Below are 24,527 nucleotides of genomic sequence, written 5' to 3'. Positions count from 1 at the left end.
ATAAAAAAACACCAGCATTAAGCTGGTGTTTCGTTTTGAAGAGGAGCCACAATCTCTTCGCTGTGTTGCACTTCGCTTGGGTCTGCAGTGAGATGATTCAAAATCACAATACTCAATAGACCAATCGCAATGACGCTAAATACTAAGCTCAATCCGATGATTTCACTGCCGAAGCCGACCAATGCCGGTCCAATTAATGAACCTGTATAAGCAAATACCGATACATAAGACAATGCCACATGTGAAGCCAAAGTTTTTTGACGTCCTGCACGGGAAAACATTAACGGTACAATGTTGGCACTACCTAAACCTAAAATCGCATAACCCACCAACACTACTTGCCAGACTGGTGCAAAGACTACGGTTAATAAACCGGTTGCAGCCAAGAGTGCGCTTAACAGAATCGTATTTTTTTCACCAAACTGCTGAATAATCAGGTGTCCACTAAAGCGTCCCAACACCATCAAACCCGCAAAAAAACTATAAGCCAAACCGGTTTGCGCCGCAGGCAGGCTGAACTCAGTAGCAAGATAAATACCACTCCAGTCCATAGCTGCACCTTCTGACAGAAAAGCCACAAAACAGATCAGACCAATGCCTAAAATCGCCCAGGTCGGTGCTGCTTTTTTCACTGGTTGTTCTAATGATGTTTCTTCTACCGCTGTCTTAGGCTCAGCGCCCAAGCTCAAAGGAACAGCAAATAAGGCAATAAGCAGCAAAATCACACTGACAATCACCGCACCAGTTAAAGGCGCCAAGCCAAAACCCATTAACATGGTCATGCCCAGTACGCCTGCTAGACCACCTAAACTACACACTCCATGAAAACCTGACATTAAACTTTTACCGAGTTTTTTCTCAATCTGTGCAGCCTGAATATTGACAGTCACGCCCAAAGCCCCGGCACTGGCACCAAAGAAAAACAGGCTGATTGCCATCATTAAATGATTCGGACTATAAGCCAGAGCAGGCAAAATAAATAAAAATGCACTGAGAATTACGGCCAAAACAGCACGGCAACCCAAGGCATTGGCCAGTCGACCGGCCAGCGGCATCGCCAGCATTGAACCGATTCCGGCACACAGCAATAACAGGCCAAAATCAGCATGATTTAATAACAGGCGCTGCTGTGCATATGGAATTAAGGGTGCCCAAGCCGCAGTACTAAAGCCCAAGCTAAAGAAGCATAACGCAGTCGCTATTTTCTGCCATAGATATGGTGATGGAGACTGAATTCGAGAAAGCAGTGTTTGATTGAACATTGTATTACCAAAAAAGAAGGCTCAGGCATCCATTACCGTTCATCCATAGAAAAACCCCACAGACTTATAGCTAGAATGTATAAGTTTGCGGGGCTGAATTTGCGTGAATTATAAACAGAATAAATTTAAATGGAATAGTTTTTAGACACGAATTTTAAGATTTTTTACAAGTGTCTGATTGTATAAAATTTATAGTTTTATGCTTTTATTTGCACAGGCTGATCGGTTTTTTCGCGGCCTGCTTAAGCTCAAGTTTTTGCAGAAAATGGGCAAAACCTGCAGCAATTTTTGAGCTAAGACGACTGCTGGTAGTGACTCTCAGCTGATTCGACCAGACAATCTGCGCGTCAGCTTTTTCTAAACGACGGATGAAATCGACATCTTCATGACAGTCCAGTTGCTGAAACCCATTGACCTGTATATAAGCCGAAGCTTTAAAACACAGGTTTGCGCCATGAACATGCCGATGTCCCATGCTGTCCTGATAATGTCGGAGATAAGCCTGACGGGTTTTCCGGCTTAAATGATCCCATTGATCCAGCTCGACCACACCACAAATCGCATCGGTGGGTTGATGCTGTAACATCATCTGAAACCAGTCACACTGTACGAATGAATCGGCATCGGTACAGCAAATCCAGTCACAGCCCTGCTCGATCATTTGCTGAATCCCCAAATGACGTGCCTTACCGACATTTCGGAAGTCGCAGCTCATAGCCGGAATGCCCATTTGCTGAACTTTAACGGCGGTGCTATCAGTACAATGGTCCAAGACCACGAGAATCTGGATTTCAGGAAGATTTTCTATTGTTTTAAAATATTGAAAAAAATAAGTTTGTGCTGATTTTAAGGCTAACAGACAGCGTTCAATATAGGCTTCTTCATTACAGGCCGGAATCACCACACCGATTTTTTTCATCTTAAGCCCTCCTGCTCTGCTACGGATTGCGCTGAATTCAGCCAGAGATCTATCAAAAAATCGGAATCCTGCAAACTTAAACGATGGGAATAGTTTAAATGCGCTTTGAGATACTGATGGACATCTTCACCATTTAGGCTAAATCCCGAGATTGGCGCGCGCCAATGACAACTCAAGATACATCCGCCCGGTTCCAGTGCAGTATGCAGCCATGTCAGCACCTGTTGCAGAGTAATCGGGTTCAAATAATATAAAATCTCACTGACGACAATGAGCTGAAATTTCTGTTCGGGCAAATCATCTGGCACGATCCGCTGTAACACCTGTACATGCGGATAAGCTTGTAAACGCTGCTGCGCCAAATGGATCGCAGTATTATTGGCATCCAGACACATTAAGCTATTTGTCCGCCGCGCCAGTTCCTGACTAAAGATGCCATTACTGCAACCAATCTCAATCGCGGAGTCAAACTGCAAGTGCGGCAAGATCGCCAGACAAATCTGCCGTTTGCGCTGTTCATACCAACGCTGTTCATATTGCCAGGGATCTCCCTGATTCAGTGCATATAAGGCATCGAAATATTCCTGATCATAGGCTGCTTTACTGTTCATACAGATACACCTCCCAAGGCTGTAAAATACGTTGTAATGCCTGCTCTGGCAGAATCGGTGATTGATCTATCGTCGGATCAAGCTCGATCTGGCTCTTAAAACACCGCGCAGCTCGAGACTTATATTGTAATTCTTCCTCAGTTAATTTGAGTTGATGAGCGACGGTCCAGGGAATTCTGGTATCTCCAGGTGTTGCCCAATGCCATGCCCAAATCAAGACCTGAATACAGGGCAAATGAAGTTCAGTGGCCAGCTGCTGTGTGACCTGCCCCGTAATTTCATGATCTGGATGTCCATCATGAACAAATGTGCTAATTAACACATCATTCGGTTGCAGATAAGATTGCAGATGCTGTTGCAACACATCCCGCTGTTCGGCCACCTTGCCATCTTGAATATCTAAAGCGATCCGCAAGATATTCTGTTTTAAAGGTAACGCTTCTAAAGCTGCTCGCGTTTCAGCAGGACGAATCTGGTTCAACTCTTCGGGAGTATATAGACTAGAGCCGGGATGACTGGCTGTCCCATTGGTAACGGCAAAAAGTATGATCTGATAGCCAAGTTTGTCCAGACGCTGAATCAGGCCTCCACAGCCCAAAATTTCATCATCAGGATGAGGGGCAATGATGCAGACTCTGGCATCTAGAGGAATAACCTTAGGAATATCAAATTCCGGCATCTGTTGCAGGATCTGACAGGAACGCCATTCTTCAAGTCTTGTGCCTTCACCATGGATGACACGATCACCTACAATCTCATGTCTTATAATATCCATAGTTCTTTCTCCTGGGCGCTTAACTCACCAATTCGCTCCAAGTCAAATGCAGCATGACTTTGACGAATAAATACCGGAAGATCTGCTGCAAGCCGGGCGAAATGTGGCTGCTCGCAATATGGCGCAGCACCAAGAGCCTTACCTACATGAGTCAGTACATTTAAAGCCGTTACTTCAACCTGAGCACGCAGACTGCGTATCTTTAACTCATGTGCGTGTTGCGGTTGCTGATCAATCAATGCAGCAACTTGATAAAATAAGGACTGTGTCGCTAAAAGCTCCCGACTAATTTCACCGAGATACATGGCCTTATAGGCATGCGGTTTTAACAATACTGCCTGTCTTAAATATTCAGCCAAACGCACGGTTGCGCCATACCAGCACGCGGCCACACCTGCGGCGCCATGCCAGAATCCGGGCCGATCCAGATAGGCATTTGGAGCTGCGACTTTTTCCACCTCAACATGATCCAGTTCCAGCCGGGCAGTCAAGGTATGCTGCATGCCCACTGCCTGCCAGGTATCCTGATGATGCTGAATGCCTTCTTGTGACAAATCTAGAATCAGTAATTGGGATTGTTGCTGCTCATCACGGTAAGTCAGTAGACCGTGTTGCACCCAGACCGATGCAGAACACCAGGGCTTAATTCCGCTTAGCTTTCCTGCTTGCAATGTTAAAGGTTTGGGACCGCCTTCTGCCGCCCATACTGCCCATAAGCCTTTTTGTTCTACCGGAATATTCAGTTCATGCAGAATAGCTAAAGCATCTAAATGCGATTCATACAGTTTTCCCAGGCTCAAATTGCTTGCCGAAACCTGACTAAGCATCTGCCAGCGTTTTAAGGTAGCTCCAGAAGCGGGATAAGGCACTTGAGCGGAAATCTCCACCAGCTCCATTAAAGTGTGGTGAATTTTTTCTTGTAGCTCCAGAGGAGAAGTTTCAAATCTTTGTAATATTGAACCGAGGTTCATGCATGCGGTTCCTCATAAAATACGGATAATGTTGTTGTGTTTTTAAAGTCAGTTAATGAGAAAGCTTGCGCATTTGTTTTAAACGTGTGGTCAGCCCTAATACCTTACGCCGTGTATTAATCTCTTCTTCATTGAAACAGAGCTGTTGCATCAGTTCAGTTAGAGGCAAATGATTATGCTCAATGAGATAGATATCCTGCTCTCTGCTCCATTTGGTTTGTTGTGCTTGAGCCAACAACTTTTTGACATCCGGTCTCACCATCTCTTCATCCATTTTAAAACCATGAGGATAGAAGCCTTAGCCTCTATCCTCTAACATAAATTGAATCGTTTAGGCAGGAATTGCTTCCGCAATCGCTTCACGCGCCCAGACACGATGGTTCAGGATCAAAGTCTTGAAGCTATCTTGTACTGCTTCAAACTGTCCGTTTGCCAGAGTTCCTTCATCGCTAACCAAGCGCAGATCCTCAATCAGCTTGCCTTTATCGCCCAGGAACACGATTGGTTTTAAATGCTTGTAAGCTTCCAGCAGATAATGAGTCGCCACACCATCTTTCATCACCACATCGTAATTGTCACCGTCAGCAATCACCACAGCATCATAGGCAATGGATGGTTCTGCTTTTTGCATACCATCGGAAGGAATCACCTCGCCTTGCTGACCCAGTACCGGGCCCGGTTTTGGGGTCAGTACATCGACCACAGCCCCTTCTGATTCTGCCCAAGCTTGAACAGCTTTGATACTGGCCTCATTGGCCTTGTCGTGCACCAATAGCGCAATTTTGCGTGCCTTAATATCTTCAGGTTTAAATGCCTCAAAAGATAAACGTGGTGAAACCTGCACCTCTGGCAATTTTGCCGCCTTTTTCTCTGCCGGAATTTCAATACCCAATTGGTCAGCAACCTGCTGTGCCAAGTCCAGATCGATATTGCAGAGCACTTCAAGTACTTCACGTTCACGAATATATTTGTGCTCCACCTTGCTCAGCTCGAAGACATAGGCATCGACAATGTGCTTTTGCTCATGTGGTGCCTGGCTGCGGTAGAAAAGACGGGCCTGACTAAAGTGATCACTGAATGATTCGCTACGCTGACGGATCTTGTGTCCATCAATACGCTCCTGATAGCTTTCAAAACCACCGCCTTGTTCGGCTGGCGGAGTCTCAGTCGGCCAGTTATTGTCAATCGAATTCGGCTCATAACTGGCTTGACCGGTATGTACAATACGCTGGTGTAAACCATCACGCTGGTTATTGTGGAATGGACAAACCGGCTTGTTAATTGGGATCTGGTGGAAGTTTGGACCACCTAAACGGCTGAGCTGAGTATCGGTATAAGAGAACAGACGGGCCTGCAATAATGGATCATTGGTAAAATCCAGTCCTGGCACAATATGTCCCGGACAGAATGCCACCTGCTCGGTTTCACCGAAGAAATAATCGACATTACGGTTCAGCACCATTCTGCCAATCGGCGTCACCGGCACCAGTTCTTCCGGAATAATTTTGGTTGGGTCCAGCAAGTCGAAGTCGTACTTCATCTCATCTTCTTCTGGGACGACCTGTACACCCAACTCCCATTCCGGATAGTTACCGGATGCAATCGCTTCATATAAGTCACGACGATGGAAATCCGGATCTTTACCCGCCAGTTTTTGTGCTTCATCCCAGACCAGTTGGGCTAGACCCTGTTTTGGCGTCCAGTGGAATTTCACAAAAACCGCTTTATTCTCGGCATTGATAAAACGGAAAGTATGCACACCAAAGCCTTGAATGGCTCTTAAATTACGTGGAATACCCCGATCCGACATGGCCCACATCACCGCATGTGCAGATTCAGGCACTAAAGAAACAAAATCCCAGAAAGTATCATGTGCAGATGCACCGGTAGGAATCTCGGTCTGAGGTTCAGGTTTGACTGCATGTACAAAATCCGGGAACTTGATCCCATCCTGGATAAAGAATACCGGCGCATCATTCGCTACCAGATCGAAGTTACCTTCATCCGTATAAAACTTGGTGGCAAAACCACGGATATCACGTACCGTATCTGCTGAACCACGTGGTCCCTGTACGGTAGAAAAACGCACAAATACTGGCGTTTGCACACTGGTATTGGTCAGGAAGCCTGCCTTGGTCAGTTTTTCATTCCCCGGATAAGCCTCAAAATAGCCATGTGCGCCGACACCGCGGGCATGCACAATACGTTCTGGAATTCGCTCATGGTCAAAATGGGTAATTTTTTCCCGGAGAATAAAATCTTCGATCAAGGTCGCACCGCGAACGCCTGCCTTGAGACTGTTCTGGTTATCGGAAATTTTAACCCCTTGATTGGTAGTGAGTGCCTGTTCGGTCGCATCACTGCGATATGCGTCGAGCTGTTCACTTTTTTTATTGGTATTTTGTTTGTCTAAACCGTCTTTACCAGTCGCGGGGCTATTGGCCTTAATTTTCATGATGTATTCCTTGCTGAGCTTGAGTTTAGTTCAGATATTTTTGGTCTATCTCAAAGTCGCTTGAGCTTATATATTGCATGGCTTACCGAATCAAAATCATCCCGCAAGTCAATCTGCTACAGCCGATCCTGTATCAGCCTCACATTTCTTCTGAATATGCTGACTCGAAGCATTTTTGCTTTTCTGGGAATATTGTTATTGGTTTCGCCTGTGTCCTAACATAACTGCATTTGAGAAAGAGATTTATTATTGTTTGTAGTGCCTTGTTTAATTAAGGCAGCATTGTGTTACTTTTTATAAATTTCGGGTTTATTAATGATTCATATTTTCATCTAAGTTATTTATTTAAAATAAAATATTAAAATTTCGCAGAGATATTTCAAAATAAATATTCAGTGTGGTGATATGTGATCTTGCTCATAAATAGACGTCATAACCTAACACGATGTTTCAATCCTGAAATGATTAGGACTTTTTTAGAAGTTCAATTTGCTCTAAGAAATTAATATGCTACCGCTGAAGATGGTCAGAACTTGACAGATTTAAATAGTTACAATCCCGCGCCCTGCTTATACATAATGACTAAACTTCCTGCCTTTATATTGATCTAATATCTATAACTTATAACCACTTAAATCTCTTAGCCTGTTAGATCAAATACAAAGTCATAGAGATCATTTCATCTCTTGGCTCGGGCTTCAGATACATCCGACTTTATTTTAATACACCGTATCGCGTTAAGTTTGAAGGAGTAAGAGCATGGCCTCTTCTAAAAAAGAATCTAAAGCAATGAAAATTGATATCGGGATTTCGCATGATGATCGCGCCAAAATTGTCGATGGTTTATCCAGACTTTTAGCAGACAGTTATACCCTGTATTTGATGACCCATAATTTCCATTGGAATGTCACCGGCCCCCAGTTCAACAGCCTGCACAACATGTTTATGACTCAATATACCGAGCAATGGAATGCGTTGGACATCATTGCTGAACGTATTCGGGCTTTGGGTTTTGCAGCACCCGGTACTTATAAACAGTTTGTAAAACTCACCTCCATTAAAGAAGTCGAAGGTGTGCCTAAAGCTGAAGAAATGATACGTTTACTGGTAGATGCACATGAAACTGTGGCGCGTACCGCCAGAAGTATTTTTTCGATCATTGAAGAAGCCAATGATCAGCCGACTGCTGACATTCTCACGCAAAGACTGGAAGTACACGAAAAAACTGCCTGGATGCTGAGAAGTAATCTGGAATAATAAAACCGGATCAAATCTTTGAGAGCAGGCTACCCACAGGATGAAGCGGAAACTTGCGGTAGTGCCATTAAAGTTCGGCTTCATCCTGACGCTTTGATTAGATATGATTTACCGGTGCTCAATGGTTAGATCAAGCTAAAAAACAGAATCATTAAAATTAAACCGTCAAAATTTAAGGATGTAGGCAATCGCCTACATCCTTTTTTAACAAACAGATTGTTTACAGATTATTTCAATCTCATATATGGCTATCATTTTTTGAAAGCTATAAATCTGAAATATCTTTTCGATCGCTTCAAAAAATTAGCCCTCCTGGCTCCTTACAGTACAGCTTAATCTTGAGGAGAATTGCTCGAATCACTTTCAATCCGGCCATCGACCAGATTGATGGTACGATCACAAGTGGCAGACAGGCGCGGATCATGCGTGACTAAAAGTACGGCGCAGTCGCGTTCACGATGCACTTTACGAAACAGTTCAAACATATCAGCCGCGGTCTGGGTATCCAGATTACCTGTCGGTTCATCGGCCAATAATAATGCCGGCTCAGTAATCAAGGCCCGAGCAATGGCCACCCGCTGCTGCTGTCCTCCGGACAATTCATTCGGTTTACGCTCGGCAAATTTTTCCAGTCCCACTGCCGCTAGTAAATCACGTGCGCGTTGCATTGCCTGCTGATTCGGTTTGCCATGCGCCATCATTAAAGGCATGAGAATATTATCCAGTGCACTAAATGCCTGAATCAGATGGTGAAACTGAAATACAAATCCGATGCTGTTGCCGCGCAGCGCCGTACGGCCGGTATCATCCATCGCACTGGTAGGTTGTCCCAACAAATACAGCTCGCCACTCGTTGGTTTATCTAGCAGTCCCAGAATATTCAGTAAGGTACTTTTTCCAGAACCGGAAGGGCCAATAAGTGCAGCAAAGTCGTTGCGATCAATGCGCAGGTCAATGCCATGCAAGACCTCAACCTCATTGGGCTGTCCAATATTATAAGATTTTCGCAGCGCTTCCAGACGCAGAACTTCCTGAGATTGCTCAGACATGACGAATCGCCTCCACCGGGTCGAGTGCTGCTGCCCGGCGTGATGGCACCGCTGCAGCCAGTACGCCTGTTAATGTCGCCAACAATAGCGCCAATATCACCAGTTCAATCGATATCGGAATATAGAATAATCCCGGCCCAAAATTATTAAATACCCACACCAGGCCATAACTGACTATGCTGCCCAGCACTGAACCGAGCAAGCCGAAGATTGCGCCCTGAAACAGAAAAACCCTCAGGATTTGCGATTGGGTTGCACCTGTCGCCCGCAGAATACCAATTTCTCGGGTGCGCTGCACCACACTGACGGACATGACGCTGGCAATCCCGAAAGCCACCGAAATTGCGACAAAGACAATAATCATATTAGTCGACAGGCTTTGTGCAGTAATGGCATTCATCAGTTGTGCATTGGTTTCAATCCAGCTTTCGGCTTTTAATGAGGTCAGGCGTCCGACTTGTGCGGCAACCTGGTCTGCTTCAAAAATATTGGCAATGGTTAGGTCAATCACCGTTACCCCGCCTGGCAGGCCGAGTAAGGACTGTGCCTGCTTGAGATCCAGATATACATAACGCGCATCCAGTTCGCGCACACCCAGTTCAAAAATACCGGCAATATTCACCAAAGCACTATTTTGTTGACCAGTATCCAGTCGCAACTTGCTGCCGACCTGAACACCGAGGTCTTTGGCCAGTTGACTGCCAATCAGCACATCATCCGCGCCGACCCGCAACTGACCACTGATTAAATATTCTTTTAATGGAATGATCTGCTGATAACGCTCCAAATTCATCCCGACCAAGGCCACTGATTCGATCGCATCACCCCGTTGTACAAAGGCAGGACCAGACACTACCGGCGAGACGGCGGTCAGTACAGGCAACTGGTCTAGTGTTTCGGTAATCTGTTGCCAATTATTGATCGAACGCAGACGCTGTGCCCGTTTGTCTTCCTGCAATAATTGCACTGTTCCGGCGGGAGGTGACACAATCCGGTTGACTTCATCCGGTGACAACAGGCGTATATGCGCCTGTGTGCCTAAGGTACGTTCGACAATATTGGCTTGCAGCCCCTGAATCAACGCGGTGATAAAGACGATTACTGCCACGCCCACGGCGACCCCGATGGTGATCATGATGGACTGCGCGCGACCCTCGCGCAAAAAACTGACCGCGATTTTCCATTCGATCCAGAGCCGCCCGAATAAGTTTTTCAATCGAAGTTCACCGGTAATTCATTTTTGCTATTGGCCGTATCAGCAGAATTCAGCAATGAGCTCTGTTGTGGTTTTAAGCGAACTCTGGTGCCATCCTCCAATGAAGATTCGGCATCTGCCAGCACCTGATCACCCTCGCTCAGGCCGGATTTCACTTCTGACATGGCCAGGCCACGCAAACCTAAAGTAATCTGCTGACGCTGTACTTTTCCATCACGTACCATTAAGACCACAGCTTTATCTCCCTTGATACTGCTTAAAGCATCATTCGGAATAGCCAGTGCCCGTGCTCGTTTGGCCGTCTCGACATTCACCGATACTGTCATGTCCTGACGCAGAAAATCTGGTACGGGATTGACAGTTAACCTGACCTCTACTGTACCGCGCTGTGGGTCAATACTTGGCGCAATAAAATTGATCCGAGCTGGGAAAGACTGATCCGGATAGGCATCGCTAATGACGGTCGCATTTTGCTGCAAGGCGAGTTGCGGTAAATTCCGCTCATCTAGCGGTACCCGGATTTCTGTATTCCCTGTTAACGCAATGGTAAATAAAGTTTGTCCCGGCTGAACCAGATCACCTGGCTCGACATCGCGTGTCAGCACTGTGCCAGCGACCGCCGCCCGAATCTTGGTTTTGGCCAGTTGAGCCTGTGCCACTACAAGCTGTTCCCGAAGCGACGCTTCTTCGACTTGACCCGCAGCCAATGCGGATGCTTTTACCCGGGCTGTCTCATAATTATTACGCGCGACTCTTTCTGCTTCCACAGCCTGTTCGACCTCTTCCCTCGACAGGATGCCGGCTTCTGCATTACGTCTACGTGCTGCTTCTCGGCTGGCCTGCTCCAGCTGGGCTTTGGCACTGGCCAGTTCTGCTGCAGCCTGTGGCCGTCGGTTGCTTGCCAATTCGGTCAATGCCAGCTCGGCCTGTCTGACTTGGGCCAGCAATTCATCCGATTTCAATACCACTAGCAGATCACCCGGTTTAACCTGATCGCCTTCCTGCACCAGACGTTGCAGAACCACACCACTAATTTCACTGCCTACCTGGGCACGTGAGACTGTCGCAACACGTCCGGTCGCAACAACATTTTGTACCAGCGGCATGGCACTCAGCGTATAACTAGGCACCACTGGCCCCTGCCACCAGCGAAATAGAGCAAACCCTACTGCCAGTAGCAATACGATAATGAGCAAAATTTTATAGCGGGCAGCGCGCAATGAGAATCTCCGATTGATTCGTCTAATTTGAAATAAGAAAGTTAAAACTGTATTTGTTTTTTTCCTAAGGTTTAATTTACAACAAGTTTCTAATTGGAATTATAGGTATTTTGTTGAGTTTGAAAAGAATGTTAAGTTCCTGTCCACTTTTTGAGCCAGTTCAAATGGATGTCCGTCAAGCTCATCTATGGCAGATCCAAACGCAAGATCAGATGAGAAAAAATTAGATTGAATCTATCTTGAGTTCGAGGAATGGGGGCTTTCATTAAAAAACAGGCTAGATCGTAATGGATCTAGCCTGTTCAATCGTTTGGGTGTTAATTGGATATTAGTTAAATCTTAGACCGTACGACGCAATGGCTGATCACGTTGCGCCAGACTTTCGCCCATCGGCACAAGCCGTCTATCAGGATCAATCTTTTGCCAAGGCAGGTCATTTGGGTCTGCTTTCATGGCACCAGGCGCTTTCGCCACCAAAATGGCAGCAGCCATGTCCTGAAAATCTGCACGAAAATGTACTGAACTTTTAACCACAATAATCGATTTAGCTTCAGGCACAAGACCAAAGATTCGAAACATATTACGATCGAGTAACTGGGCTTTATAGGAACTGACTGCAATTTCAATACCGTCTATTTCCAATAATACACTCGGGCCAATATCTGCCTCGACGCCATGCATCATGGGTCCGCCATAGCTGAATTTTCCATCGCTATAGGCTTTGATTTTAAATTTAGCGCTAAATGGAGCATCCCCCGCAATACCCGATGTTCCGCCCAGTTGCGCATAAAAATGCTGACCAAGCCCAAGCTGATATGCTTGTTGCACCACCGCAGGATCTACGATGAGGCCAATCAATCCATTTTTAACTTGATGTCGATGTAGCGCCGATAGCATCCCGGTCGTATTCGAATCACCACCGGCTCCCGGATTATCCTGAGTATCTGCAATCACCACGGGTCTGGTCGAATGATGCTGTTGATAAAGTTGAAGTGCCTGCAGCACGGCATGATCTGGTGATAAAAAATCCATATTCCAATGCGTTTCTTGTTGCAGCACATGGGCGATATAGCGTTGCATGGCCTGATCTAACTGCTCAGCGTTTTCACTATAACCCCAGATACAACCACCACATTCCTCAAAATCTGCCGCCGGAAAACCCGGCGTGAAATTCATCTGGACAGAATTATTTTGCTCTAGCTGTTCCAGTAAATTCATGCATGATTGGGTAGGTTCTAGCTCGGTACATTGTGCATTCAGCGCAATCAAAAACGGCAGCTTATACATTTGCTTGTACAGCTTTTTGCCTTGGAATATTTGATTCAGTAGTTGGGCACAGCGTTGTCCGGTTTGAGCCATATCTACATGCGGATAGGTCCGATAGCAAATCAGCACATCACTATGGGCAAACATCGCTTGCGTGACATTGGCATGGAAGTCCAGACTGGCAATCACCGGAGTGTCCGGCCCGACTGCTTCACGAACCCGTCTTAACAATTCGCCTTCGCCATCATCCACCTGTTCACTGACCATAGCACCATGCAGATCCAGATACACCGCATCTGCAGGATGCTGCTGGATGCTTGCAATAATTTCATCACAGATCCGCTGGTAAGTGTCCTGCTCTACATGCGCTGAAGGTGAAGTACCCGCCCAGATCACTGGCAAAAGTTGATAACCGAATTGTTCTGCTTGTTGAATAAAACCGCCAATCGGAATGTTCTGTTCCCGAAATTTCAGGATATCTGCGCCGCGGCTGAGTGGCGGAAATCCCCCGCCCTGGACAAAATCGGCGTAGCTTGCTTTGGTTGGGGCAAAGGTATTGGTTTCATGTTGAAAGCCTGCAATGATGATTTTCTTCATATCTTGAATCCTTCCTATGCTGCATGATTGATTATTTATCGACGATTAAAGCGGTGCGTGTTGCTTGCTGAGGCACAGCTTGCTTTTTCAGTCTGAAGGCATAAATCAGGAAAGCGCCACCGAGCATCATGATCACAGCAATCGTGAACCAGCCTGCCAGCATGGAACCGGTCATTGACTGCGCCATGCCCATAATATTGGGACTGACAAAACCACCGAGTAATCCGATACTGTTAATCAGGGCAATTCCGCCTGCTGCCGCACTGCCGCTTAAGTATTTCGATGGAATCGACCAGAAAATGGTATAGGCACTAAACATAAAAGCCGTTGCGGTACAGATCGCAATAAAGGACAGCAGGAAATTCGCACTCATCACCGACAACATCAAGCTGACTCCGGCCAATACCGTCGGCACTACACAATGCCATTTCCGTTCCTGCCATTTGTCCGAGCTGCGGGCAAAAATGATCATGAAAATTGCACCGCATAAATATGGAATCGCCACCAGCCAACCAATCATCTGCAAATTTTGGATACCACCCGACTTCAGTAAAGATGGTAGCCAGAAGCCAATCGCATAGATCCCACAGATAATGGTGAAGTAGGCTAAGGCCATGAAATAAATCCAAGGATCCTTTAATACCGCTTTAAAATTACTATGACCAGTGGCAGACTGATGTTGGGAAATTTCTTTCACCAATAAGGCTTTGTCCTCTTGGGACAGCCATTTTGCTTGTGAGGGATGATCAGTTAAATAAAAGTACGCTACGCAGCCCAACAGCACGGTCGGCACAGCTTCTAATAAAAATAACCATTGCCAGCCAGAAAGATTATAAATCTGATGGAAAGTACTCATAATTTGCGTCGATAACGGCGCACCTAACATGCCAGCGAGCGGCCCAGCCAGCATAACAATCGCCATCACACGTGCCATGCGTGCACCGGAATACCAATAGGTCAGATAGAAAATCATGCCCGGGGCAAAACCGGCTTCGAATACACCCAACAAAAAGCGCAAGATATAAAACATTTGTGGGGTGGTGACAAACAGCATCGACATGGAGGTCAGGCCCCACAAAATCATGATACGGGTAATGGTTTTTCTGGCGCCGACTTTTTCAAAATACAGGTTGGTTGGCACTTCAAACAGGACATAACCTAAAAAGAATATGCCGGCTGCCATGCCATAAATTGCATCGTTAAAGCCCAGCTCCTGCTGCATTTGCAACTTGGCAAATCCGATATTGATCCGGTCCAGATAAGCAAAGAAATAACACAGCAATAAAAATGGCAGCAGGCGCCAGCTTACTTTCTTGTAAATCTGGTCTAACCGTTGCTGATGGGAGGTCATTAAATCCATCTAAAACTCCTTTTTATCTAGATCTTCTTATTGTTCAAAACAATGTAAGCATGCTCCTGACTTGATAACAATATAATTTATTCGGCATACTGATGCTTTAAAAGCATCAGAGTTTTTATGGACAGAAACTTGCAATTCCTTGCGCCACTGAACGGAATCAATGAAAAGCGTTTGCGTTATTTCTATACGGTGATGATGTTTGGCTCGATGCGCAAAGCGGCAGATATCCTGAATATTGAACAGTCCGCCATGAGCCGACAAATTCAACTCTTTGAATCAGAATTAAAAATAAACCTGTTCAAACGTAAGGGACGGCATATTATTCCGACTGAAGCCGCCTATCTGGTACTTGAGTATTTCAAGGAAAATAAAAATCGTGAAAATGAATTATTTGACAGTTTATTTCAGCTGCAATCTTCTCAACTTGGCAAAGTGAATATTGTTTCAAGCGAAAGTTATATGCAACATATGATTTATGATGTACTTCGACATGTGCATCATAAATATCCAAATCTTGAAATCCAGTTAGAATTAATGAGTGCCCAGCATGTGGTACGACATATTGTGGACAGCTTGGCGCATATTGGATTGGCGTATAATCCTCCATTTCATACAGACATCAGCACCATTGCTCATAAAACAGAACCTTTTATTCTGGCTGTTCCTGCCGGTCATCCTCTTGCCAAGCTCAAGCATCGTATTTGTCTCTCTGAAATTTCAGCCTATAAATTTGCCTTAATGCCCGTAGGGCATGGTTTTCGTCAGCTACTCGACAGTGAAATGGTACGCTTACAAGTGAACCTGAATATTGGCCTGACCACCAATTCTATTTATGCCTTAAAAAATTATGTGGTGGCTGGACATGGGATTTCCGCCATGCGCTATGCAGATATTGCAGATGCAGTCAAAGAAGGTCAGGCCGTTGCTTTAACTATTGATTCCGAGCTGTGCAACATGGCTCAGACCCAATTGATGGTACGTAAAAATACCCATTTGTCAGAGTCGAAGCATTTATTGATTGAGCGTATTCGCTCCAGTTTTGATTTGATTTTTTAAATCGCTTATAAAATTTAGGCAATAAAAAAGCCACTTAAATAAGCAGCTGATTTATAACAAGAATTTTGGTGGAGGTGGCGACCGCCTAACTCGACCATAAAAACATGAAATTAAAAGATTTAATTCAAAATACACAATCAATTATACATCTCATGTACAAGGTTGTCTCTGTGAAGTTGGGAATTGAACTGGGAAATTTTTCTTCTTTTTATATGTAACAAAACTTAATTTCTGCGTTTATTTTAACACAGATAGCGACATTTGATAATAACTTCATCGGCAATCCTCCTATAAATAACCAGTGCCACAATAGCTGTTAGGCAACAATCAAATGTAGCTTTCTTTATTATTTTGGTGTGGCCTTTCTGATTGTCATACCGAATTGAATCTTTTAAATATTAAAAATATAGACCAACACCTTAAATAAATAACATATCATTTTTTCTGATATATTGCAGTTATTAAGATAAGAAGCTAAAATATTATATTGCAAATAAAACTCAACTGCTCATGAACCACATCATAATCAGCAACTGTACTAATAGAAAATTATCAAAATTAACAAAAATCGAACCCTCAGAAAAAATGTATGATATTGAAAATGTAGATTTTTTCATAAATCATTGGTTGAGTTTAATTCAATGTGCTAAACAAAAAAAAACTGCTATCGAGATATATCAAGGGCGTTCTGTAAGTGAGATTTTACGTGCCAAAAAAATTATTGATGCTGAAATCATTTTTTTATCTGCTGGACTAGGAATCGTTAATGGCGGAGATATGATCCCTAATTACGATCTTACAATTTCAGAAGGGCAAAATTCACTTAAATCAATGTTTTCTAAATGGCGTATAAATGAATCTATATGGTGGGAAAAAATATCGCGCATATCAAATAACAATTTAAATTTACTTCATGAAGCAGAATGTATTTTTATAGCTCTGCCACAAAACTATCTCAATATGATTCTGCCCTTTTTATCAGGGTTGGATATGAGCACTTTAAGTAAAATAAGACTGTTCTTACACCCACAGTCTGTTCAAAAACTACCGGAACACTTACAAAAACTATATATCCCTTATGACTACAGAATAGAAAATAGCGAATTCAAAGGAACTATGGTGGACTATTGCCAAAGATGCCTGCACCATTTTATTAAATATATTTTCTCGCCTAATCAAGATATAACTACAGCAAAATCCTTAGTTACTCAATACATAAAGTCATTACCACCAATCGCACCAAAAATTATACGCCCTAAATTAACTGATGACGAAATATCCAAACTTATATTAGAAGGTTGGGATTTTTGTAATGGACAAAGTTCAAAGTTACTACGTTTCTTACGCGATGAAAAAATGATTGCATGTGAACAATCAAGATTTCAGGCATTATGGCGACATATAAAAAATGAGAAAATGAATGCCCAATAATAGATTTATAACAGTCAAAGCACTCAGAACTGTACAAGGTGAAAACTTTAATATTTTCACCTTCTTTATTTACGCACAAGATTTAAATTTAATTGCTGATATTAGTCGATTAAAAACATCTACTGACGGCGATCTAATTGGTTTTCAACGCCCAGAAATTAAATTACATATTAAAGGTATCACTGAATATCTTGATTTAAGAAACGTCATATTTCCTAATTCAATTATTTTAGCATTATCACCTGAAATTAAATTTACCCAATCAAGAGGAACAAAAACTGCCAATGATTCCAGTATCTCCCAATCTGGCTCATTAAAACTCCCTATCTTTCCACAAGGTGAAAGAATAGCTTGGATTGTAGATGGTCAACAAAGGGCATTAGCTCTAGCTAATACCAAGAACTCTACATTACCAATTCCTGTTGTGGGTTTTATCTCTCAAAACCTTGAAGTTCAACGTGAACAATTTATATTGATTAATAAAGTAAAGCCTTTACCAAACCGATTAATTAACGAACTTCTACCTAGCACACGAAGTGTAATTTTACCGAGGGAAATCAATAGTCGAAAATTACCTGCTGAGATCTGCTATCTATTAAATGATGATCCTACGTCAGCATTTCACCAGATAATAAAGCGTTCAAGCTTTAGTAAATCAGAAGCATATATTAACGATTCGTCTGTAATACAAATGATTCGTAACAGCATATCTAACCCTTTAGGTGCTCTGGCTACATTTAAAGATCAGAATGGCGATATTAAAAACATGGAAGGTTTATATAAAATTTTGATCACCTATTGGAATGCTGTAAAAGAAACTTTCCCCGATGCTTGGTCGAAAGAGCCAAAGCAAAGTCGCTTAACACATTCTGTTGGTATCTTAGCTATGGGCGTCCTTATGGATCAAATCTATAGTCGAAAATTTCAGAGTACCAAAAATATTTATGAGATGTTTTGTTCAGAATTAGGTAAAATCTCGTCCTCTTGCGCTTGGACCAGTGGTGAATGGCAAGGATTAAATTTACCTTGGAACGAGTTACAACACACCTCTAAAGACATTAAACGTCTGCAGGAGTTTCTTATCCACACTTACAATCAAAGCAGCAATCAATGAAGTTTCTCTATTCAGATACCCAAGATTACGTGAATCCTAATTATGACTTTATTAAGGATTGTCATGAACCGGGACATAAACGTTACTGGGATGACAAATATGCCCATGAAATGGTCGTACCTGAACCCTACGATGGACTACTGATGTCAATGAGTTCTATTCGACAGGTTAAAGGATTATCTGGATCAAAAGTTCATTATAGTACTGCGGAAGAACAGCGTTTATTGCGTGAAGGTGCTCGAAAATTTTTAAGATATGACCAACCACATCATCTTGATAAAATGGTTATGGGTGACTGTGGGGCTTTTGCCTATGCCGCATTACCAACACCTGCCTATTCACCACAAGAAGTTATCGATTTTTATATAGATGCAGAATTCACGCACGGATGCTCTCCCGATCACATCATTTTCGACTGTGATTTAAACAACCCCTCAGCAAGTGATTTATTAGCTTCAAATAAGTCATCTACACTTGATCGCTATGAAATAACACTACAAAACGCAGAAGAATTTTTAAAAATCAATCAATTTGAAGGCAAACCATTTGAAGCGATTGCACCTATTCAAGGTTGGTCTCCAGAAAGTATGGGTAATGCCGCTCTAGATCTAGAAAAAATGGGATATGAGTATCTTGCTGTCGGAGGTTTAGTGCCTTTAAATATGCCGACTATTCATGAAGTATTAAGAAGCATTAGAAGTAAAATTAAACTTGAAACTAAAATTCATTTATTAGGCTTTGCAAAAGCAAACTATATTCAAGATTTTACTGGATATGGGATAACCAGTTTTGATTCAACATCTCCACTTATTAAGGCTTTTAAAGATAATAAGAACAATTACTTTATGCCTGATGGAGATGGAATAAAATTCTACACAGCCATTCGTATCCCCCAAGCGACAGAAAACTACCGTCTTATGCAAGGTATTAAAATGGGGATATTAAATACAGAAACTCTGATCCAAAAAGAGCGCTTGGCATTGGATACTATCCGAGCATTCGATAAAGGGTTAACTTCGGTTGAAGAAACTTTAGATATCATCATCGACTATCATTCTTATTTGCTCTTAGAGTCACATGAAGGTCATACACCTCAACAAGTGCGAGAATTAGAAAAAACTCGTGCGCTCATGAAAAATACTCTACTAGATCGACCTTGGCAAAATTGCCAATGCAGTATCTGTAAAGATTGTGGCATAGAAGTCATTATTTTCCGTGGTAGTAATCGCAACAAACGCAGAGGCTTCCACAATCTCAGTATTTACCATACATACGTTCAAAACATTTTGGAGAAGTAAACTTGGCTATTTTTACATACACAGCTCTACGAGCTAAACAAGCTTCGGGACAGTATGTCTTTTCATTCGTAGCACCAGTTTCTGAAATTTTTGAATTTTCAGACATCGAGCGTATTGGACGTAATGATAGTGGTAATCTAGTCGGTTTCCAACGTCATCAAGTTTCTAACCATATTAAAGAAATTAGAAACTATTTAAGTGATACTAATGCCCTTTTACCAAATGCTGTAATTGTGGCATTCCTCGAAGGTGTGACTGTTGAAGAAGTTGATGAAAATATAATTAAAATTACTGTTGATACAGAACAAGGGAAACCAGGCTATATCGTTGATGGGCAACAACGACTAACAGCTTTGTCTGGTGCAAATCGCCCAGACTTCGAAGTATTTATTTCAGGTTTAATCTGTAAAGACTATAATCAATTGCGCCAACAATTTGTATTAATCAATAATACAAGACCATTGCCCCGCACTTTAATTTACGAATTATTACCTACAATTGATGGTTTACCAGAAAGATTCTCATCTAAAAAGTTTTCTGCACGTATTGTTGATCGACTCAATTACACGAAAGACTCTGTTTTAAATGGACAAATTAAACAACATACATGTCCTAAGGGTGTAATAAGTGATACTGCTTTACAAAAAATTGTAAGTAATTCCACAACAAATGGCGCATTAAGAGAGATCCTACAAGAAGAAGATTATGAGATACAATCATATCTACTTCTAAACGAATTCTTTTCAGCTGTAATTGAAGTTTTCAAACCTGAGTGGATTGGAATGATTCCTAAAAACTCACGTTTAAAACATGGGGCTGGCCTAGTTGCTATGGGCTTCGTAATGGAGTATTTATATAGCAATGGAGCTAGAACAAAAGATGATTTCATTCCTGGGTTAGAGACTTTAAAAGAATATACTAGTTGGACTTCAGGTACATGGAACTTCAGTATTACAGACATCAGACCGTGGAATGGCATACAAAACACTCCCACTGACACTGATATATTAGCCAATTATCTAGTACGTTCTCTAAAAAAAGTGCTAAGAAAGCAGGCCATTTAATATGAATAAAGCTTTAGTTTTGTTTTCTGGTGGACAAGATTCGACAACCTGCTTGATGTGGGCTCTTGAAAAATTCAATGAAGTTTATACCGTTGGATTTGAATATGGTCAAAAACACCATGTTGAAATGGAGTGTAGACAAAAAATTCTACAATCAATTGAAAGCATCAATACTAATTGGAAAAACAAACTAAAGCTTGATCATATCGTTAACTTAGATTTTTTATCGAAAGTAAATACCACATCATTAACCCATGATATTGATATTACCGAAACTGAAAATCTTCCAAATACCTTTGTTCCAGGGCGCAACTTATTATTTTTAAATGTTGCAAGTACTATTGCTTATAAATATGACATCGAACATTTAGTCACGGGTGTATGTGAAACAGATTTTTCAGGATATCCAGATTGTAGGGACAACACTATTAAAGCATTACAAGTCGCTTTAAGTCTAGGATTAGACAAGAAAATAGTTATTGATACCCCCCTTATGTGGATCAATAAATGTGAAACGTGGAGATTGACGCAATCTATTGCAGGGCAACAAGCAATTGACTTTATTATCGGAGAAACGCATACCTGCTATAATGGTGATCGATCTACTCTATATCCATGGGGATATGGATGCAATGCATGCCCTGCCTGTGATCTTAGAAAGAAAGGCTATGTTGAGTTTTTATCAAGATAATTTAATAACTCCCACAAGAAAATAATTTTCTTGTGGCGAACTAACCCCTATTAAATACGATATTACCAAAAAACTACATATCCAAAGGCATTTTAGTAATTAACATCTCTAATTTTATTAAGTATTTTGGATACATTTTCTGCTTCACCCACTCCTATCGAAGCAATTAGCATAGAAACAAGGAAAACAATTTTTTTTAATAAAATTAAATCTTCACTTTTATTTAAAATATCTTTTATGGACTGAAATGTATTATTGATCTCCATATCAGAAATTTCATGATCCAACTCAAAAAAATTAGATTCATGCATTACAATATAGACTCTCGTTCTTAAGCTATATAATTCAGTTAAAATCAAATAGTTTATTCCATCACTATTAACATTAAATGTTCTTAACTTTAATTGTAATTCATCTATTAAATGTATTATTGATCTCGCAATCAAAACTGAACTTTCATTATTTACCATACTACATTACTCCATTCCAAATCTAGGTTTGAATACAGTTCTTCAATATCTCGTATGTATTCAAAAACAATTTCTCTTTGTTATCACAATACTATCAAGGTATTAGAAGTTGCTTCTAGTTTAGGTTAGGCCTATCCTACTTAATAATTTTAATAAAAAATATTATATTTAGAAACTAGGATTTGAATATCATCTCTTCAAACTTCTGTAAAGCTACCGATTTATTCATATTAGGTATCTGTTTACAAACCTCAACAATTTTAAGTGCTCGAGGACGTGTTAATGCAGAACCTGCCTTTTCCCAAAGCTCAATTAAACTTGCCAACATATGTTCGTCATATTGATGATTCACTCGCACATACTGCCAATATTTAGACAACACATACGCTAATGAAAAATCTCCTGGATAATGTTGCTCATCTTCAACGATTAATGACAACATCACTGAAACCGTTTTTTCGTGCATTTTAACGTTGTTTTGCATCAACCAGTCAACTAAAATTGGCATAGCATTTCTGACTAATAGCAAACGCTTTCGATCTGAGATATTTAAAACTTTCAACCATTGTTGTTCATCAAAACTACTGACACGCCATAATTCATTTTCATTTTGTAACCGTAATAACATCTGGTCAGTGTTTATTTGCCGGTTTACTAATATTTCATCAAACCATTGTTGCCATTGATACACCATTTTTTGGCTACAATAGGCTGCTATTTTTGCCCAAATCTGACAAAGTTGCGTATTCTTTTCTATCTTTACCCGAATCTGTACAGGTGTCTGTTCTAAACACTGCCAATATTCTTGCCAATATTCAGGGGCAAGTTGTATGCAATGCTTTAAGTAGGCAGCAACTTGTTCGATGCTGCTTGGCTTAGTTAAATGCCATGTATGTTCATGAGATACTTCAGTAACATTAACTTTATCATGTACAAATTTTAAGACCTGCTCACACCATTTGGGATCCACAAAATGAGGCAATTGCTCAAAATAGTGTTGCTTGCCCATCAATACAGCACCAATAAACCATTGTTGCCACTGCAAAAGATACTGTGGATCTTTCTTAACTTCGGGTAACCGGCTAAAAATGGCTTTAAATGGATGATATAAGGTTTGTAAAGCCTGCACATCGGTATAAGGCGAAATCCTCTCCTCCAATAACTGATGTCCACCTGTTACGGTTAAGGCCTGCAAAATATAATAAAATACCTGTGTTGGTAATAAATCATCAATTATATCTTTCAATTTTGGATGATCTAATACATCTTGCCATTGCTGTGAAATCGCCAAAGTTTGAATATCTAAAAATACTAAGTTTTTTGCACCCAAACTGGCATTGGTTTTGATTTCTTCAAAACATTGCTGTACAGTTTTGATATCTTGCTCTTTCTGCGCCAAATAGAAATCTCGTAAAATCCGTCCTACAGGACGTTTACTGAGTTGTACCAAACGTGGACGATGATTTAAGCTGCGAATTACCCGATTCACCAATTCAAAATTTAAATAAATATCTGACCTCGAAACCGATGCTATTTCCGATGTTTTACCTTTGTGTGGATAAAGTTCTATAACCAATAAACCCGCAGAAAATTGTGCCAATAAAACATTTGCAGCAAGATTATCCTCACAGGGCATTTTGAAGATGTGATAATTTGCAATATAGGCAGTGCCAAGTGTACTGCGTAAAACTGATGTCAATTCTGTAAGTTCGCGTAAGTCGACTGCACCACCAACATAAATCGACACCTTGTTGTCTTTATCAACATAAGGCAAAGCAAAATAGCGCTTTTTTTGTGAAATAGGATCAAGGAATGCTTTTAAGACACTTAATTGATCTGGATTATAATCATTGGCATCAATACGTTGTAATTGAATCCGATTGGTTTGGAAAAAATCAATTAACCATTCTGGATAATACATTGTGTATTTTCTCCCACTGTTGATACTTTTTAAACTCAAGTACAGACTCTGAAATCGTGCGTGGTTCGGTATTGAACGTCACTACTTCATCATTTGACTCTACCCCTGAATAGGTCAAATTCAATGAGCCTTCAATCATGCCATCCCTACACACTACACCTTTGCTATGTAATTTATCGACACAGCAAATTGCCAATCCCTCATGATCATTTAATTGATAATGTAAAGTGGTCAGAAATGTTAAATTAATGGGATCTTCACGAGTCACAATTTTTACCGGCACACCAACTTGTATAAGCATGATGAGTACTTCACTAAAACGAATATAACGAGGTTCAAATTTAGGCACCAAAGCATTCCATTGGTTTGCAGTATTATCCACCAGTTCAAAATCTGTGATCCATGGTGATACTATCCATAGCTCATCTTTGTTAAACAATGTCCCTAGTAATAAAGTGCTGAATAACTCTTTAAATTGTCGTCTACCAAGTGATTGATTAAGATATATTTTCCTAGGCATAACA

Annotated in this window: 22 protein-coding genes; 7 read left to right on the top strand and 15 right to left on the bottom strand. The window is 41.6% G+C overall.

Features of this window, described 5'->3' with window-relative positions:
• Window positions 1-17 precede the first annotated feature (17 nt).
• From FTV42_RS04120 to katE, 7 genes are all read right to left on the bottom strand, one after another.
• Window positions 18-1,262, bottom strand: coding sequence for an MFS transporter (locus FTV42_RS04120; RefSeq protein WP_180037601.1), 1,245 nt, complete (start codon window positions 1,260-1,262; stop codon window positions 18-20).
• A gap of 205 nt (window positions 1,263-1,467) precedes the next feature.
• Entirely contained in the window at window positions 1,468-2,181 is a 714-nt protein-coding gene (locus FTV42_RS04115; protein ID WP_005247033.1) for a glycosyltransferase family 2 protein, read from the bottom strand.
• Complete coding sequence (locus FTV42_RS04110; protein ID WP_180037599.1) at window positions 2,178-2,792, bottom strand: class I SAM-dependent methyltransferase; 615 nt, start codon at window positions 2,790-2,792, stop codon at window positions 2,178-2,180. The genes FTV42_RS04115 and FTV42_RS04110 overlap by 4 nt, the downstream gene beginning before the upstream one ends.
• Entirely contained in the window at window positions 2,782-3,567 is a 786-nt protein-coding gene (locus FTV42_RS04105) for a PIG-L deacetylase family protein (RefSeq protein WP_180037597.1), read from the bottom strand. Before FTV42_RS04105 ends, FTV42_RS04110 begins: the two co-directional genes overlap by 11 nt.
• The gene (locus tag FTV42_RS04100) at window positions 3,555-4,538 is read right to left on the bottom strand and encodes an acyl-CoA dehydrogenase (RefSeq protein ID WP_180037595.1); all 984 of its coding nucleotides are present in this window, start codon (window positions 4,536-4,538) and stop codon (window positions 3,555-3,557) included. Before FTV42_RS04100 ends, FTV42_RS04105 begins: the two co-directional genes overlap by 13 nt.
• A gap of 52 nt (window positions 4,539-4,590) precedes the next feature.
• Window positions 4,591-4,800: a hypothetical protein gene (locus FTV42_RS04095; protein ID WP_004646201.1), complete on the bottom strand. Its 210-nt coding sequence runs from the start codon at window positions 4,798-4,800 to the stop codon at window positions 4,591-4,593.
• Window positions 4,801-4,869: 69 nt separating this feature from the next.
• Complete coding sequence (katE, locus tag FTV42_RS04090) at window positions 4,870-6,993, bottom strand: catalase HPII (RefSeq protein ID WP_180037593.1); 2,124 nt, start codon at window positions 6,991-6,993, stop codon at window positions 4,870-4,872.
• A 759-nt stretch (window positions 6,994-7,752) separates the two neighbouring features.
• Between katE and FTV42_RS04085 the strand changes: the two genes are divergently transcribed.
• A complete protein-coding gene (locus FTV42_RS04085) occupies window positions 7,753-8,250 on the top strand; it encodes a Dps family protein (protein WP_180037591.1) in 498 nt (165 codons plus the stop codon).
• A 332-nt stretch (window positions 8,251-8,582) separates the two neighbouring features.
• Here the strand turns inward: FTV42_RS04085 and FTV42_RS04080 are convergent, their stop codons facing one another.
• From FTV42_RS04080 to FTV42_RS04060, 5 genes are all read right to left on the bottom strand, one after another.
• Window positions 8,583-9,299, bottom strand: a complete 717-nt coding sequence (locus FTV42_RS04080) for an ABC transporter ATP-binding protein (protein ID WP_004646198.1) — start codon at window positions 9,297-9,299, stop codon at window positions 8,583-8,585.
• A complete protein-coding gene (locus FTV42_RS04075) occupies window positions 9,292-10,515 on the bottom strand; it encodes an ABC transporter permease (RefSeq protein WP_180037588.1) in 1,224 nt (407 codons plus the stop codon). The genes FTV42_RS04080 and FTV42_RS04075 overlap by 8 nt, the downstream gene beginning before the upstream one ends.
• Window positions 10,512-11,735, bottom strand: coding sequence for an efflux RND transporter periplasmic adaptor subunit (locus FTV42_RS04070; protein ID WP_180037586.1), 1,224 nt, complete (start codon window positions 11,733-11,735; stop codon window positions 10,512-10,514). The genes FTV42_RS04075 and FTV42_RS04070 overlap by 4 nt, the downstream gene beginning before the upstream one ends.
• Before the next feature lie 339 nt (window positions 11,736-12,074).
• Window positions 12,075-13,598 carry a M81 family metallopeptidase gene (locus FTV42_RS04065; RefSeq protein WP_180037584.1) on the bottom strand — a complete coding sequence of 508 codons (1,524 nt, stop codon included), beginning with the start codon at window positions 13,596-13,598 and terminating at the stop codon, window positions 12,075-12,077.
• Window positions 13,599-13,629: 31 nt separating this feature from the next.
• Window positions 13,630-14,958 (bottom strand): MFS transporter, encoded by a 1,329-nt coding sequence (locus FTV42_RS04060; protein WP_180037581.1) that lies wholly within the window; start codon window positions 14,956-14,958, stop codon window positions 13,630-13,632.
• A gap of 117 nt (window positions 14,959-15,075) precedes the next feature.
• Here FTV42_RS04060 and FTV42_RS04055 point away from each other — a divergent pair, with 117 nt between their 5' ends.
• The 6 genes from FTV42_RS04055 to queC all read left to right on the top strand — a co-directional run bounded on the left by FTV42_RS04055 (window position 15,076) and on the right by queC (window position 21,612).
• On the top strand, window positions 15,076-16,014 hold the full coding sequence (locus tag FTV42_RS04055; RefSeq protein ID WP_180037577.1) for a LysR family transcriptional regulator: 939 nt from the start codon (window positions 15,076-15,078) through the stop codon (window positions 16,012-16,014).
• A gap of 510 nt (window positions 16,015-16,524) precedes the next feature.
• A complete protein-coding gene (locus tag FTV42_RS04050; protein ID WP_218946903.1) occupies window positions 16,525-17,445 on the top strand; it encodes a hypothetical protein in 921 nt (306 codons plus the stop codon).
• On the top strand, window positions 17,435-18,559 hold the full coding sequence (gene dbpB / locus FTV42_RS04045; protein WP_180037573.1) for a DGQHR domain-containing protein DpdB: 1,125 nt from the start codon (window positions 17,435-17,437) through the stop codon (window positions 18,557-18,559). The genes FTV42_RS04050 and dbpB (FTV42_RS04045) overlap by 11 nt, the downstream gene beginning before the upstream one ends.
• Window positions 18,556-19,857 carry a tRNA-guanine transglycosylase DpdA gene (gene dpdA / locus FTV42_RS04040; RefSeq protein WP_180037571.1) on the top strand — a complete coding sequence of 434 codons (1,302 nt, stop codon included), beginning with the start codon at window positions 18,556-18,558 and terminating at the stop codon, window positions 19,855-19,857. The genes dbpB (FTV42_RS04045) and dpdA overlap by 4 nt, the downstream gene beginning before the upstream one ends.
• A 2-nt stretch (window positions 19,858-19,859) precedes the next feature.
• Window positions 19,860-20,921, top strand: coding sequence for a DGQHR domain-containing protein DpdB (gene dbpB / locus FTV42_RS04035; protein ID WP_180037569.1), 1,062 nt, complete (start codon window positions 19,860-19,862; stop codon window positions 20,919-20,921).
• A gap of 1 nt (window position 20,922) precedes the next feature.
• A complete protein-coding gene (gene queC / locus FTV42_RS04030; protein WP_180037567.1) occupies window positions 20,923-21,612 on the top strand; it encodes a 7-cyano-7-deazaguanine synthase QueC in 690 nt (229 codons plus the stop codon).
• A 92-nt stretch (window positions 21,613-21,704) separates the two neighbouring features.
• Here queC and FTV42_RS04025 read toward each other — a convergent pair whose 3' ends face one another.
• The 3 genes from FTV42_RS04025 to dpdK all read right to left on the bottom strand — a co-directional run bounded on the left by FTV42_RS04025 (window position 21,705) and on the right by dpdK (window position 24,523).
• On the bottom strand, window positions 21,705-22,082 hold the full coding sequence (locus FTV42_RS04025; RefSeq protein WP_180037565.1) for a hypothetical protein: 378 nt from the start codon (window positions 22,080-22,082) through the stop codon (window positions 21,705-21,707).
• A gap of 175 nt (window positions 22,083-22,257) precedes the next feature.
• On the bottom strand, window positions 22,258-24,003 hold the full coding sequence (locus tag FTV42_RS04020) for a hypothetical protein (protein ID WP_180037563.1): 1,746 nt from the start codon (window positions 24,001-24,003) through the stop codon (window positions 22,258-22,260).
• Entirely contained in the window at window positions 23,978-24,523 is a 546-nt protein-coding gene (gene dpdK / locus FTV42_RS04015; RefSeq protein ID WP_180037561.1) for a phospholipase D-like domain-containing protein DpdK, read from the bottom strand. The genes FTV42_RS04020 and dpdK overlap by 26 nt, the downstream gene beginning before the upstream one ends.
• Window positions 24,524-24,527: the final 4 nt, after the last annotated feature.

This window comes from Acinetobacter sp. YH16052, from assembly GCF_013417155.1.
Classification (GTDB): Bacteria; Pseudomonadota; Gammaproteobacteria; order Pseudomonadales; family Moraxellaceae; genus Acinetobacter.
Note: the sequence above shows the minus strand (reverse complement) of the source record. Positions and strands in the feature narration are given on the sequence as shown.